The sequence below is a fragment of the Cellulomonas fengjieae genome (assembly GCF_018388465.1).
Classification (GTDB): Bacteria; Actinomycetota; Actinomycetes; order Actinomycetales; family Cellulomonadaceae; genus Cellulomonas; species Cellulomonas fengjieae.
In genome coordinates this window covers 2,558,123-2,571,853 of sequence record NZ_CP074404.1, presented here as the reverse complement: position 1 = coordinate 2,571,853, position 13,731 = coordinate 2,558,123, and the positions used below count along the sequence as shown (strand labels likewise).

The 13,731-nt window shown below is 73.7% G+C and carries 10 protein-coding genes; 6 read left to right on the top strand and 4 right to left on the bottom strand.

All coding sequences use genetic code 11. The features are described 5' to 3' along the window. Window positions 1–171 precede the first annotated feature (171 nt). Window positions 172–2,193, bottom strand: coding sequence for a hypothetical protein (locus KG102_RS11895; protein ID WP_208288686.1), 2,022 nt, complete (start codon window positions 2,191–2,193; stop codon window positions 172–174). A gap of 303 nt (window positions 2,194–2,496) precedes the next feature. Here KG102_RS11895 and KG102_RS11890 point away from each other — a divergent pair, with 303 nt between their 5' ends. Together KG102_RS11890 and KG102_RS11885 are read left to right on the top strand one after the other, a co-directional pair. Next, a complete protein-coding gene (locus KG102_RS11890) occupies window positions 2,497–3,240 on the top strand; it encodes a glycosyltransferase family 2 protein (RefSeq protein ID WP_249667299.1) in 744 nt (247 codons plus the stop codon). Continuing rightward, window positions 3,237–3,641, top strand: coding sequence for a DUF2304 domain-containing protein (locus KG102_RS11885; protein ID WP_208288689.1), 405 nt, complete (start codon window positions 3,237–3,239; stop codon window positions 3,639–3,641). The genes KG102_RS11890 and KG102_RS11885 overlap by 4 nt, the downstream gene beginning before the upstream one ends. A gap of 310 nt (window positions 3,642–3,951) precedes the next feature. On the opposite strand, the gene KG102_RS11880 is transcribed toward KG102_RS11885, so the two are convergent. Both KG102_RS11880 and rfbA read right to left on the bottom strand, forming a co-directional pair. Then, window positions 3,952–5,076, bottom strand: coding sequence for an acyltransferase family protein (locus tag KG102_RS11880; RefSeq protein ID WP_208288691.1), 1,125 nt, complete (start codon window positions 5,074–5,076; stop codon window positions 3,952–3,954). Further along, window positions 5,076–5,936, bottom strand: a complete 861-nt coding sequence (gene rfbA / locus KG102_RS11875) for a glucose-1-phosphate thymidylyltransferase RfbA (RefSeq protein ID WP_208288694.1) — start codon at window positions 5,934–5,936, stop codon at window positions 5,076–5,078. Before rfbA ends, KG102_RS11880 begins: the two co-directional genes overlap by 1 nt. A gap of 88 nt (window positions 5,937–6,024) precedes the next feature. On the opposite strand from rfbA, the gene manA reads away from it, so the two are divergent. After that, window positions 6,025–7,215, top strand: coding sequence for a mannose-6-phosphate isomerase, class I (manA, locus tag KG102_RS11870; RefSeq protein ID WP_208288696.1), 1,191 nt, complete (start codon window positions 6,025–6,027; stop codon window positions 7,213–7,215). An 18-nt stretch (window positions 7,216–7,233) separates the two neighbouring features. On the opposite strand, the gene KG102_RS11865 is transcribed toward manA, so the two are convergent. After that, the gene (locus KG102_RS11865; RefSeq protein WP_208288698.1) at window positions 7,234–7,965 is read right to left on the bottom strand and encodes a TIGR03089 family protein; all 732 of its coding nucleotides are present in this window, start codon (window positions 7,963–7,965) and stop codon (window positions 7,234–7,236) included. Between the two features lie 216 nt (window positions 7,966–8,181). Between KG102_RS11865 and KG102_RS11860 the strand changes: the two genes are divergently transcribed. The 3 genes from KG102_RS11860 (at window position 8,182) to KG102_RS11850 (ending at window position 13,709) form a co-directional block, all read left to right on the top strand. Continuing rightward, window positions 8,182–8,511, top strand: coding sequence for a WhiB family transcriptional regulator (locus KG102_RS11860; RefSeq protein ID WP_307802359.1), 330 nt, complete (start codon window positions 8,182–8,184; stop codon window positions 8,509–8,511). Between the two features lie 66 nt (window positions 8,512–8,577). Then, window positions 8,578–12,078: a glycosyltransferase gene (locus tag KG102_RS11855; protein WP_208288700.1), complete on the top strand. Its 3,501-nt coding sequence runs from the start codon at window positions 8,578–8,580 to the stop codon at window positions 12,076–12,078. Further along, window positions 12,075–13,709 (top strand): DUF5719 family protein, encoded by a 1,635-nt coding sequence (locus tag KG102_RS11850; protein WP_208211624.1) that lies wholly within the window; start codon window positions 12,075–12,077, stop codon window positions 13,707–13,709. Before KG102_RS11855 ends, KG102_RS11850 begins: the two co-directional genes overlap by 4 nt. Window positions 13,710–13,731: the final 22 nt, after the last annotated feature.

The window sequence follows — 13,731 nt, the reverse complement described above, 5'->3', positions numbered from 1 at the left end:
GGCGCCGCGCCCGACATCCGGCCCGCGGCTGTCAGGTGGGGCACGACCGCCTTGCCGGGAAGGTTCTGCTCGGCGTCACGCCCTCACCATCGGCGTACCGAGGCCGTCCCTCTGCTGCAGTTGGGCGGCCAGGAGCTACCCGCAGGTGTCTCCGGTCACCGCCCGCGACCGTCAGCCGATCACCTCGATGCGGTCCGCGTACGCCGGGTCGGCTGCGACGAGGATCGGCACGATCTGGTCGGCCGACTCCGCCCTGACGGCCAGTACGACTCGGGGCGAGGTCTCCAGCAGCTCGCCCGCGAACTGTGCAGCCTCCTCCGGTGTCCCGGGGACCCCGTCCGGCATCGCGCTGTAGGTGCGCTGGCCGACGTCGGTCCACCGGTCGGTGAGCCCCAGGAGCCACTGCTGCGTGTTGCGGCCGATCGAGCGGTAGTCGGTCGGGTAGGCGAGGTACACGACGATCGCGTCCGGCCTGCGTGCCGCGGCCTCGGTCGCCTCGATGAGGTCGCCCGTGGCGACGAGCCGGTCGACCTGGGCGGGCAGCGCCAACGGCTCGGGCCTCGGGGAGGTGATCGAGGTGATGATGCTTGTGCCGTCGAGGTTGGGGACAACCATGCCCATCGACTGCGTGAGGCCGAGCGCCGCCACCGAGGACGCGACGAGCGTCGTGCGGCGCTGGGCCACGCCGGTGGGGGCGAGCAGTCGCGCGCCGAGGAGCCCGAGGAGCGCGGCCCCGATGAGGGTGCAGGCGAGCAGCAGCCCGGACTCGAACTTCCAGAGGTAGTACGTGAGCTTGCCGAAGTTCGTCTGCTGGTACACCGCGAGAAAGACGGCGGCGCCGGTCCCCGCGGTGACCGCGAGGACGGTGGCCCATGCGTGCGGGTCGGCCAACGCGTCGCCCCGGCGTCGGGTGGCTGCCCGCAGGACGCTGAGACACAGCGTCACGCACACCACGGCGATGACGATGCCGTGGTCCTCGGCCGGGAAGCCGCCATCGAGGCCGATCGAGGTCCGGGTGTCGACCTCACCGAGGATCGTGCGGCTGTAGTAGACCGCCGCCAGGGTGCACACCGCGAGTACGCCGACACTTGTCCACCGTGCCCGGCTCAGGTGCCACGTCGACCGGCGCAAAGGGCCGAACGCGGCGAGGGCCAGCGGGCCGGCGATCGCGGCCAGTGGGAACCAGCCGTGCACGATCCCCACGACGGCGCCGGTCGCCGCCACGAGCATCGGGAGGTCACGAGGGCCCTGGCTGCGATAGGTGACGAAGAAGAGCGCGGCCGCAAGGGTCGTGGCCAGGAAGAAGTTGGGGAAGCCCCATCGCAGCAGCTCGTACCCCGTGCCGAGGGACAGCGCCGTGAGCACGACCGCGGCCACAGGGAGCGCGACGGCCATGCGGCGCAGCGGCTCGAGGCTGCAGACGCCCGCGAGGACCACGAGGCAGCCGGCGATCGCGATGATCGCCGTCGCCCGCGAGAAGAGGAGCAGCTCGAGCATGGGCCCGCCGCCGTCATGAGCCCCGGCCAGGAGCTCTGCGACCGAAGCGGCGAGGGCGTGGTAGCCCTGCGGGTAGTCGGCATACCCCCAGGAGGCCGCGTCGACCGGAGGGACCTGCTCGGCGACGGTGGTCCCGCGCAGGCGGATCATATGGAACATGGCGAAGTGGCCCGCGTTGTCCCAACCGCCGAGAAGGGTGTCGAGGGCTCGCGCCGGGTCCCGCACGAGCAGGCGGTCGGAAAGCGCCGCGAGCGCGACGCCCGCGCCCACGACGGGGATGGCGTCGACAGCGCGAACGGTGGGGACGAGTGCGGCCACCCGCTGCCGTGGTCGGCGACCCGCCAGTACCCAGGCGGTCAGCGCTGCGCTCCAGGCCGCCAGGAGCAGCGAGGTGCGATCGATCGGCAGTGCCGACAGGTCGAGCCACCACAGCACCTGGACCCAGCCGAGCAGCGCGGTCCCGACGAGAAGGAGCCGCCGGCTGAGGGTGCGCGCGACGGGCGTGAGCACGACGAGCGCCGCAAGGACGAGGATCCCTGCCACGAGGCGCGTCGACGGCACGGAGCGGAGCGCGACGACGGCGGCAGCTGTCACGAGCGCCCCGACGGACGCCCGCAGCACGAGGGTCGGCACCCCGGGCAGGCGGTCGGTGCGCGGACGTCGCGTGGGCGCGTCTGTCTGGAGCAGGGCCTGCACGGTGTTCCTTCGCGTCGATGGATGGGGGAGTGGTCGTTCGCCCACCGGCTCGCGCGGACGTCGCGCGGGCGGACGTGCCCTGGGGGGAGGCGCGTCGTCGCGGGCCACGGTTCGTCGTGCCCGGACGTGGCACCGCGGGGGCGGCGGTGCCGTGGTCGGGTCGCGGCGTGGTCGCCGCTCGTATGAGGCGTTGCTCCTCGGTCCGTGCCCGCGCGCTGCGGTGCGGTGGGTGCGGGGGGTGGTGCCCCATTGTGACGGATGGATCGTGCAGGCGGCCGCCTACTGGACGGTAGTCTAACGGCCGTGTCCGCCCCCCTTGATGCGCGCGTGCTCGTCGTCCTACCTGCGTGGAACGAGCGCGAGGCCCTTCCGATCGTGCTTGCGGAGATCCGTGAGCACCTTCCCGGTGTCGCGGTGCTCGTCGTCGACGACGGGTCGCATGACGGTTCTTCCGCCCTGGCACGTGCCAACGGTGTGGACGTCCTCCAACTCCCGTTCAACCTCGGCGTCGGTGGTGCCATGCGCGCCGGCTTCAGGTACGCGCTCGAGCAGGGGCACGAGATCGTGGTCCAGGTCGACGCGGACGGGCAGCACGATCCGCGCGACGTGCCGCGCATCGTCGAGCGGCTCGCGGACGCGGACGTCGTGATCGGCGCTCGGTTCGCCGGCACAGGCCAGTACGAGGCCCGCGGGCCCCGACGGTGGGCCATGTGGCTCCTGGCAGGTGTGCTTAGCCGCGTGGCGTCGACGCGCCTGACCGACACGACGTCCGGCTTCCGTGGGGCCGGGCCGCGCGCCGTCGAGCTCTTCGCCTTCCACTACCCGGCGGAGTACCTCGGTGACACCGTCGAGTCGCTCGTCCTCGCGGCCCGCAACGGGCTGCGCATCGAGCAGATCGGCGTGTCGATGCGCGAGCGATCGGCCGGTCGGCCGTCGCAGAGCCCCTTCAAGGCCACGGTGTACCTCGCCCGTGCTTGCCTCGCGCTCGCGGTCTCGCTTCTCCGCCGCAGGGAGCGGATCGTCCCCTCGGAGGCTGCTGTCGTATGAGCGGCCACCTGTTTGCCCTCCTCGGCGCCCTCGTGACGCTCGTGTTCATGTTCGAGCTGATGCGGCGCCGTCGTCTGCGCGAGAAGTACGCCGGCTTCTGGATCGTCATCGCGCTCGTCGTGCTCGTCGCTGCCGTCTTCCCCGGTGTCACTGCGTGGCTGGCCGACCTGGTCGGCATCACGACGCCCATCAATCTCGTGTTCTTCCTCGGCATGCTCGTGCTGCTGGTGGTCTGCGTCCAGATCAGCGCAGAGGTGAGCGAGCTCGAGCACGAGAACCAGTCGCTGGCGGAGCAGACCGCGTTGCTGCGGCTGCGCCTCGAGCGTCTCGGGAACGCCCTCGACGACGCCACCGGACCCGAGGGCTCGTTGAGCCGGGACGTCGACGACGCCGTCTCCTGACGGCTGGCTCCGGGCTGCGTCGGCGAGCCCTTGCCCGTCGAGCGAGAGCTCGACGTGCCGCTGCGTCGCCCGGGCGCCGCGCGCCGAGATCCGTGCGAGTGGGGGGCGGCGCGCCCACCGTGTTGCCCTCGAGCGGATCCACCCCGAGGAATGCGGCGAGCTCGTCCTCGAACGCGCGGTGCTCGAGCCTGTGGACCAGCAAGCCGCTGTCGACGACCCGCGTGAACGTATCGATGAGCTCCGCCCGCCCCGAGAGGAGTGCCCGGCCCAGGTCGTTCATCGGCACGGGGGGAGACGCCCGACCGTGTTGTCAGGACGTTCGACTGTCCGCTTCTGATGCGGTGATGGTGCCAGCAGGAGACGGAACGAGATCGGGCGCCGGATCCGACGCGCCGACATCGGCGGAGGGTTCGCGACGCGCGGCGGGACGTTTCAACCGGTACAACGGGCGTTCCACGAACGTCATGAGCAACCACGAGGCCACGAGCGTCACCGCCATCGAGAGGGCGAAGAAGCGGAACGGTCGGTCGTAGCCCCAGATGCCGAGGAAGCACGCACCGACCGCGGTGTGCAGGAGATAGACGGGGTACGAGAGGTCGCCGAACAGCGTGTCAGCACGGCCGGACCTGCGAGCGGTGAGGGAGAGCGTCACCCAGGCCGAGAGCACCATCGACGAGTAGAGCCCGTAGGTCCAGGGCCAGTAGGGGAACTGCCACCACAACACCGCGTGGACGAGCCACACGACCAGGCTCGTGCGCGGCGCGACGAACCGCAGGAGCGTCGATCGGTAGTGGCACAGGAGCGCGCCGACGGCGAACGGGAGCAGGCAGGGAAGCAGGGTCGCGTAGCGGACGGCGAACGAGTCCAGGCCGAAACCGAGCGCCAAGGCGGCGAGGAGCGCGGTGATGGCCGTCATCCAGGCGGCCGCTCGCGCCTTGGCCAGGAGCGGCATCAGGAGATAGGCGCCGATCTCGATGGCGAGCGCGGACGAGACGGCGACCGGCAGTCCCGAGTGCGGGAAGAGTGGGAAGAGTGTCAGCGGATTGAGCCAGTACCACCCCTGGGGAAGGTAGAACTCAGGGTTCAGCGCCGTCGGGTCGATTCCGCGGGACGTGACGACGGTGATCACGACGACGCCGATCATGACTGCGATCCAGTAGCCGGGGTAGATGCGTAGGAAGCGGTTGAACGCGTAGTTGCGAATGCCCTTGGCCGAGAACCCGTACTTCTCGATCAGGACGTACGTCATCAGGTAACCGCTGAGCACGTAGAAGCCCCACACGGCGTACGCGGCCGGGCCCTGGACCATCCGGCTCCACAGGTGCGACGCCGCGACGAAGCCCGCGAGGAGCAGGCGCCACGACCCCACACCGAACCAGCCGGTGGCGCGGTCCAGGATGCTGCTGCTCGGTCGGACGTCGGCCGTCGTGACCATCAGGCGAGCAGGCCGAGCAGGTACGACCCGTAGCCGGACTTGACGAGTGCGCCGGCACGAGCGCGCAGCTCGTCGTCGGACAGGAAGCCCCGCCGCCAGGCGACCTCCTCCGGGCAGCCGACCTTGAGCCCTTGCCGGTGCTCGATCGTGCGCACGAAGTCCGAGGCCTCGAGAAGGGAGTCGAACGTCCCGGTGTCCAGCCACGCGGTGCCCCGCGGGAGCACCTCGACCTGCAGCCGGCCCTGCTCGAGGTACCAGCGGTTGACGTCGGTGATCTCGTACTCGCCACGGTCCGACGGCTTGAGGTCGCGCGCGACGGCGACGACGTCGTTGTCGTAAAAGTAGAGGCCCGGCACCGCGTAGTTGGACCGCGGGGCGGCGGGCTTCTCCTGGAGCGAGAGCGCGCGGCCGGCGTCGTCGAACTCCACGACCCCGTACGAGGTGGGGTCGGCGACGCGGTAGGCGAACACGGCGCCCCCGTCGATGTCCTCGAACCGCTCCAGCTGGGAGCCGAGGCCGGCCCCGTAGAAGATGTTGTCGCCGAGGACCAGGGCGACCGAGTCGGAGCCGACGAAGTCCGCGCCGAGCACGAACGCCTGAGCGAGGCCGTTCGGCTCCGCCTGGACCGTGTACGTGATCGAGACGCCGAACTGGGAGCCGTCCCCGAGCAGGCGCTCGAACTGGGCGGCGTCGTGGGGTGTCGTGATCACCAGGATGTCGCGGATCCCGGCGAGGATCAGCGTGGAGAGGGGGTAGTAGATCATCGGCTTGTCGTAGACCGGGACGAGCTGCTTGCTCACCCCGAGCGTGATGGGATGCAGCCGCGTACCGGAGCCTCCGGCCAGGATGATTCCTCGCATGGGCAGACAGTGTGGCGTATAGCGACGTCAGCGAGAAAATGACCCCGGTAGCATGCTCGGAACCGTTCTTCGATCGATGGGGTCACCCGTGCACCGAATCTCCCACGCGACGCAGGCGTACGCCTGGGGGTCGCACACCGCGATCCATGACCTCTTCGGTCACGACGCGACCGGCGTGATCGCGGAGGCGTGGATGGGGGCGCACCCGTCGTCACCGTCCCGAGGCCTCGACGGCGACCTGCTCACCCTGCCTCAGCTGATCGCACGCGACGCCGAGGGGTCGCTGGGGCAGGACGTGGTGGACAGGTTCGGCTCGTCGCTGCCGTACCTGCTCAAGGTGATCGCGGCCGAGCGTCCGCTCTCGTTGCAGGTCCACCCCCACATCGAGCGCGCGCGGCAGGGGTACGCGGAGGAGGACCTCGCGGGGATCCCGATCGACGCGCCCCATCGGAACTACCGCGACACCAACCACAAGCCCGAGCTGGTCTACGCGCTGACGCAGTTCGAGGCCATGTGCGGGTTCCGCGCACCGCGACGTGCGGCCGAGCTCCTGGTGGGGCTGGACGCGCCGCTCGCCAAGGAGCTGCACGGGATCCTCGTCGCGGACCCGTCCCCGGCGGGGATCCGGGCGGCGTTCACCCAGCTGCTCGAGCCCGCGACCACGCCCAGCGTCGACGAGGTCCGGGAGCTGGCGGAGGCGTGCGCCGCGCGCCTCGCCGCCGGATCTCCCTCACCGCGTGCGGACCGCACCGTGGTGCTCCTGCAGCGGGAGTACCCGGGTGACCCCGGGGTCGTGACCTCGCTGCTGCTCAACCCGGTCACGCTCCAGCCGGGGGACGCGATGTTCGTCCCGGCCGGGGGAGTGCACGCCTACCTGCACGGCGTCGCGGTGGAGATCATGGCCAGCTCCGACAACGTGCTGCGTGCGGGCCTGACCCCCAAGCACGTGGACGTGCCGGAGCTGCTGCGCAACGTCGACTACGTGGCCGCCCCGCCGATCCGCATCGCTCCCGAGGTCTTCCACGGAGCCACGAAGGTGTACTACGCGCCGGTCGACGACTTCGAGCTCTCCGTGACCCAGATCGACGACGACGGGGTCCATCCCCTGCCCGGTCGCGGTCCGCGTGTGCTGCTGTGCCTCGACGGACGGCTCACCGTGTCCACCGCCCACGACGGCACGCTCGAGCTGGAGCGCGGGCACGTGGCCTTCGTCCCCGCGCGGGACGGCGCGCTGACGGTGCGCGGCGCCGGGACCATCGTGCAGGCCGACGTCCCCTGACCCGTCCGGCGGAGGGGCTCAGCCCAGCTCGTCGTCCGTGATCCGCTCGCTGTCGACCAGGCGCGCACGCCGGGGCTCGTCGTGCCGGAGCTCGTCGGCCACCGCGGCGGAGGTGAGCACGACCGAGCCGTTCCGCGCCAGGGTGGCCAGGGTCCGCACGAGGACGTCGGACGAGCGATCGGCGCCGGCGTCGAGCAGCACGCGTCCCGCGGCGTCCGCGGGGAACGCCGACTGCGCGTGCGCCAGGAGGGCCCCGTGCGCGACGCCGGGCAGCGCGCTCGCACCCGCCTCGGTCGCGGGCGCCCAGCCCACGACGTCGCCGTAGGTCATGACGGCCGCGGCGGCGTCGATCGCCCGCGGCGGCAGGGCGCCGGGAAAGCTGCGGGCCAGCGCGGGGAGCGCGACGACGACGAGGGGGTCGGCCGACGGCCAGCGGTCCGGCCGGTCCGAGACGACGAGACCGACGGGTTCGTCGTCCCGGTCGGTCATGACGACCTCGGCGCCGGTGCGCCACGTGGCCAGGGCCCACACGAGGGTCCGCCAGTGCCCTGGCAGGTCCAGCCGGACGCGCGTGCCGGGTCCCGCGTCGAACTCCTCGACCAGCAGGTTGGTGGTCTTGCTCACCCAGTTCTCCAGCACCGCGCCGGACAGCTCCACCCGTTCGCCGCCGTCGCCGTACCAGGTGATCCGGGGGCGGCCCGGCTCGCGCGTGAGGAGATGGAGCAGGTCAGACGTGGTGGTCGCGGGCACCGGGACAGCCTAGGCCGACACGCCGACACGCCCGACGTGTGAAAGTTCACCCGGAGAAAACGGACAGTTACCACGTCTCGGCTTGACCAACGAGAACGACACGCGTGTAATTCCTTAGAACGGATTCATGCGCGAGCACCACACGCGGCACCCGGAAGAGCGTCGCACGCCGAGCCTGAACGAGCAGCAGAACCAAGAGGACGCACGGAGGCACGCATGTGGAACCTGCTCGACAACGACGAGATCTTTCCCACGGACGCACGCACGAGTGCACAGACGCACGCGTCGAACGTCCTGCCCATCTTCGGAGCCCTCGACGACGAGGGACCGATGGGCTGGCAGGAGCGGGCACTGTGCGCGCAGACCGACCCTGAGGCGTTCTTCCCCGAGAAGGGCGGCTCGACCCGCGAGGCCAAGAAGGTGTGCACGGGATGTGACGTGCGCTCCGAGTGCCTCGACTACGCCCTGGCGAACGACGAGCGCTTCGGCATCTGGGGCGGGCTGTCCGAGCGCGAGCGGCGCAAGCTCAAGCGGCGTGTCGTCTGACGGTCTTCGCCGGCCGGGAGTGTCGCGCGCGGGCCTCGTCCCGTGCGACGGCATGATGTTCCGGTCATGACGGACACGCTCCTGCCGGTGGACCTGCCCACCGCGACCTCTCCCACACCGGTGACGACGCCGGTGTCCGCAGTGGTCGTCACGCACGGACTCACCCCATACCTCCCCACCACGCTCGAGGCGCTCGCCGCCCAGACCCGACGCCCGGTGCGGGTCCTGCTGGTGGACGTCTCCGACGGGACCGACGACCTCGGGCACCTCCTGCACAGCGCCTTCGCCGCCGTCCAGGGCACGCCCGCCGTGCTGCGGGTGGTGCACGCGCCCGGCGCCCGGACCTTCGGGCACGCCGTGCGCCGTGCCCTCGACGCGGACGACGGCCCCGCCACCAGCTGGCTCTGGCTCCTGCACGACGACAGCGCGCCCGCACCCACCGCCCTGTCCGAGCTGGTCCGCGCCGTCGGCCGTGCGCGGTCCGTCGGGGTCGCAGGGGTCAAGCAGCGCACCTGGACCGATCCGGAGCGGCTGCTCGAGGTGGGCCTGCGCACCTCGAGGTCCGGCCGCCGGATGACCGACGTCGAGCCGGGGGAGCTGGACCAGGGCCAGCACGACGGCCGCGACGACGTCCTCGGTGTCGGCATCGTCGGCGCGCTCGTGCGGCGCGACGTCTGGGACGAGCTCGGCGGCACCGATCCCCTCCTCGGCCCGTTCGGCGACGGTTTCGACCTGTCGCGGCGCGCCCGGCTGGCCGGTCATCGGGTCGTCGTCGTCCCGTCGGCCGTGGTCCGCCACGCGCAGGCCGGCTACCTCGGCCTGCGCTCCACCGCCTCGGGCGCCGGTGAGCCCGTCGACGTCGACGGCGACGGGGAGGACGACCGCGCCGACCCCCGCCGCTCGTTCGCCGCCCGCCGCCGTGCGCTGGTGCACAGCCGCCTCGTCGCCGCACCGCTGCCGCTGCTGCCCGTGGTCGTGGTCTTCGCCCTGCTCGCCGCCGTCGTGCGCGCCCTGTGCCAGCTCGCCGTCAAGCAGCCCGGCATGGCCGTCGACGAGGTGCGCGCGGCGCTGGGCGCCCTGGCCCGGCCGGACGGCATCCTGCGCGCGCGCCGCCGCGCCGCCCGCAGCCGACGCATGCCGCGGCGCGACCTGCGGCCCCTGCAGGCCGGATGGCGCGACGTCTGGTCGCAGGCGCACGACCGCCGCCTGGCGCGGGCCGAGGCCCGGCGCGTGGTCCAGGCGCCCAGCGAGCTCGAGCTGCGGGAGCTGGCCGCGCTGGCGACGCGGCGGCGCACCGTGCTGGCCGCGGTCGTCGGCGTCCTGGTGCTGACCGTCGGCTCGGCGCTCGGCGCGCTGCTCGGCCCCGTCGCGGGCGGAGCGAGCCTGGTCGGCGACGCCCTGCTGCCCGCCTCCGCGCGGCTCGGCGAGCTGTGGTCCACCGCCACGTCCGGCTGGGTCGCGGGCGGGCTGGGCGGACCCGGCCCGGCCGACGCCCTGCTGACCATGCTGGCTGCGCCCACGGCACTCGTCGGCGGGTCGACGTCGGCCGCGGTGGCCGTGCTGCTGCTCGGTTCGGTGGTCCTCGCCGGCGTCGGTGCGTGGGCGGCAGCCGGCGCGGCGACGCGTTCGGTCGGTGTGCGCGCGTGGGCCGCCGTCGTCTGGGCCGGCGCGCCCGTCCTGCTCCTGAGCCTGGGTGACGGGCGGCTCGGCGGCGTCCTGGCCCACGTCGCGCTGCCGTGGCTGGCCCTCGGCCTCGCCCGGGCGGTCGGCGTGCAGCGGGTGGACCAGGTGCTGTCCGGCGTCGCGACGGCGCAGCGGCAGGACGGGGTGACCGAGCTCGAGGTGGAGACGCCGGTCCGCGGCACTCCCACGGTGCCCACCCCCCGGGTGAGCGGCGACGTCCCGGCCGTGGTCGAGCCCGCGCCGGCGCGGGTGGGGGCACCGGACCCGACGGGGTCCATCACCGCCGCCGCAGCCGCCTCGATCGCCTTCGCGTTCGTCGTCGCCGGCGCCCCGGTCCTGCTTGTCCCGGGCATCCTCGCGCTCTGCGTCGTGGCCCTGTGTGCCCCGCGCGGCCGCGGTCGGGTGCTGCTCGTGGCCGTGCCGGCGCTCGCGCTGCTCGGTCCGACGCTCGTGGAGGCGGCGGGGCGTGGGCTCGCGGGCTGGCGCCTGCTCGTCGCGGACCCGGGCCTGCAGAGCGCGTCGGACCCCGCGGGCCCGGTGAGCCGGCTGCTCGGCGTCCCGGCCGACGCGTCCTCGCTCGTCCCCGACGGCCTACCGCCCGTGCTCGCGCAGGGGTGGCCGCTCGCGCTCGGGGCCGTGGTGCTGCTCCTCGCCGGGCTCGCGCTCCTGCGGGGCGCCCCGGTCTCGCGCGCGGTGCGCGGCGCGTGGATCGTCGCGGCACTGGGTGCCGCGACGGCCACCCTGGTCGTCGCGATCCCGGTCACCGTGTCCGACGGCGTCGTGGTCCACGGCTGGGCCGGGCCCCCGCTCTCGTTGGCCGGCGCCGGCCTGCTGACGGCGGCCGTCATCGGCGCGGACCAGCTCCGGGTCCGGCTCGCGCACTACACGTTCGGCTGGCGCCAGCCCGTGGTCGCACTGGTCACGGCCGTCGCCGTCGTCGTCCCGGTCGCCTGGCTCGGCACGTGGACCTGGCAGGCCCGCAGCGGCGACGCCGTCGGGCTGCGGAGCATCGAGCGGGCGATCGTGCCCGCCGTCGGCCGACAGGCGCAGGTCTCGGACCTCTCGTCCCGCGTGCTCACCGTCAGCCTCGAGCCCAGCGTCGACGCCGAGGTCTCCACGGTCACCTGGCAGCTGATGCGCGGTGACGGTCCGCAGCTCGTCGACCAGGCCGCTTCGGGGTCGACCCGCGCCCTGAGCGGTGACCTGCTCACGCCGGACCCGACCGCTGCCGATGCCGCGACCCTGGAGGTGGACGCGCTCGTCGCGCGACTGGCGACGGCGGCGACCGGAGACGTGGCGGGCGAGCTCGCCGCCCTGGCGGTGGCCGACGTGGTCGTGCCCCCCGTTCCCGACGACCTCGGCGGCGTCGACCCCCAGGTCGCGCAGGCGCAGCGCGACGAGCTCGTCAGCAGGCTCGACTCGACGGCCGGCCTGGAGCGGGTGACGCAGAACGCGACCGGGACGCTGTGGCGGGTTCAGGCGACCGCCGCCGTGGCCGGGGGGCAGGCACCGAGCGTGGTCCCGGCGTGGGCGCGCGTCGTGCCCGTCAGCGCGGACGTCACCGACCCGACCGTGCCCGTCGTGCCGGTGGCCTCGCGCGACCGCACCGTGGACACGGCCCTGCCGGCCGGCGACGCGGCCCGGCTGCTGGTCCTCGCCGAGCGTGCCGATCCGCACTGGCACGCCTGGCTCGACGGTCGGCCCCTGCGTGCGGTGGAGGGCGGCTGGCGCCAGACGTTCGCGCTCGGCGCGGACGGCGGAGACCTCGAGGTCCGGTACGACAGTCCCGACCGCACGCCCTGGCTCGCGGTGCAGGGCCTGGTCGCCCTGGTCACGCTCCTGCTGGCGGCGCCGGTGCGCCGTCGCCGAGGGGTGCGCACATGAGCGGGGAAGGCGTGCCCGGCACGCGGTCCGTGTGGTGGGGGCGGAGCTCCCGGGCCGCGTCGGGGCTGGTCGTCGTGGGCCTGACGGTCGCCGTCGTGGTGGCGGGTGCCCGGATGCCCGGCTCGTCCGACGACCCCGTCGCCGCCGCACGGATCTCCGTGCCGCCCGCCCTCTCGACCCTCGTGTGCGCAGGCCCACTGATCCAGCCGGACGACACCGGGCGCGGGGACTCGGCCTTCGACCCGACCCCCGTGGACCCCGTGACGACCGTCACCGCGGTCACGTCCGTCCCCGACGGCGAGCCGGGCTCGGCCGGGACCGTCGGATCGCTCGATCGGTCCGCGACGACGGCGACGCTCGCCCCGGGCGGCAGCACTGCCGTGGTCACCGGGACCTCCGGACCTCAGGTCGTGCTCGCCGAGCCCGGCGCCGCTCCCGCCCGCGTCGCCGCGTCGGCCGCCGGCCTGGTCACCGCGGGGGACCTGCGCGGCCTTTCCGCGGCGTCGTGCCAGCAGCCGACCGCCGACGCGTGGTTGCTTGGGGGTGCCACCGACCTCACCAGCACCGCACAGCTCGTCCTGGACAACGCCGGGTCGACGCCCGCCGAGGTCACCCTCGAGCTCTGGGGCCCGTCCGGTCCCGTCGACCTGTCGGGCGAGCGCTTCCTCGTGGCACCCGGCGCGCAGCGCGTGGTGGTCCTGGGCGGCGTGGCCGCCGAGCAGCGCCGCCTCGCCCTGCACGTGACCGCGACCGGGGGCCGGGTCGGCGTGCACGTCCAGGACTCGGCCCTCGACGGCTTCACCCCAGCCGGGACCGATCTGGTGGTGCCGGGAGCGGCGCCGGCGCGCCGACAGGTGGTGCCCGGTGTCGCGGTGGTCACCTCGGCGGTCGACGACCCGGCGGTCTCCGCGCTCCGGCTGCTCGTGCCGGGGGAGACGGCCACCACGGCGCGGGTCACGCTGCTCGGACCGGCGGGCGCCACCGTGCTGCCCGGCGCCGAGGCGCTGGCCCTGGTGCCCGGTGAGGTGACCGACATCCCGCTGGGCGGCCTGCCCGCGGGTGCCTACACCGTCGTGGTGGACGCCGACGAGCCCGTGCTCGCCGCCGCCGTGCTGACGCGTCCCGGAACCGTCGGCGAGCTGGACGACGTCCCGAGCGTCGAGCGCGCCTGGGCCGCCTCGACCCCCGTCGGTCGCAGCGGGGTCGTCGCCGTGCCGGACGGCACCAGTGGGACGCTCGTGGTCGGAGCCGTCTCGGGCGACACCGACCCGGCGGCCGGCGGCGAGGCGACGGCGACCCTGCGGCTGCTCGGCGCCGACGGTGCCGTGCTCGCCGAGCGGCGGCTACGGCTCGCCGCCGGGACGACCGCGTCCTGGTCGGTCGACGACCTCGCGGCCGGCAGTGGTGACGTCGCCGTCGCCGACCCGGCTGCGCCGCCGGCACCTCCGGCGGGGGTCGTGGGCGTCGACCTGGTCACCGAGGACGGTGCCGACGTCGGACTGGCCTGGGCCCTCGTCGCCGAGGTGGCCCGGCCCGACGGTTTCCTCGTCTCGGTGCTCGACCCCGTCCCCGTGCCCCGCAGGGCGGCGGACGTCGCGGTCCGTGAGGACCCGCGCTTCGGCACCCGCTGACGCAGCAGGCCGGTGACCCGGC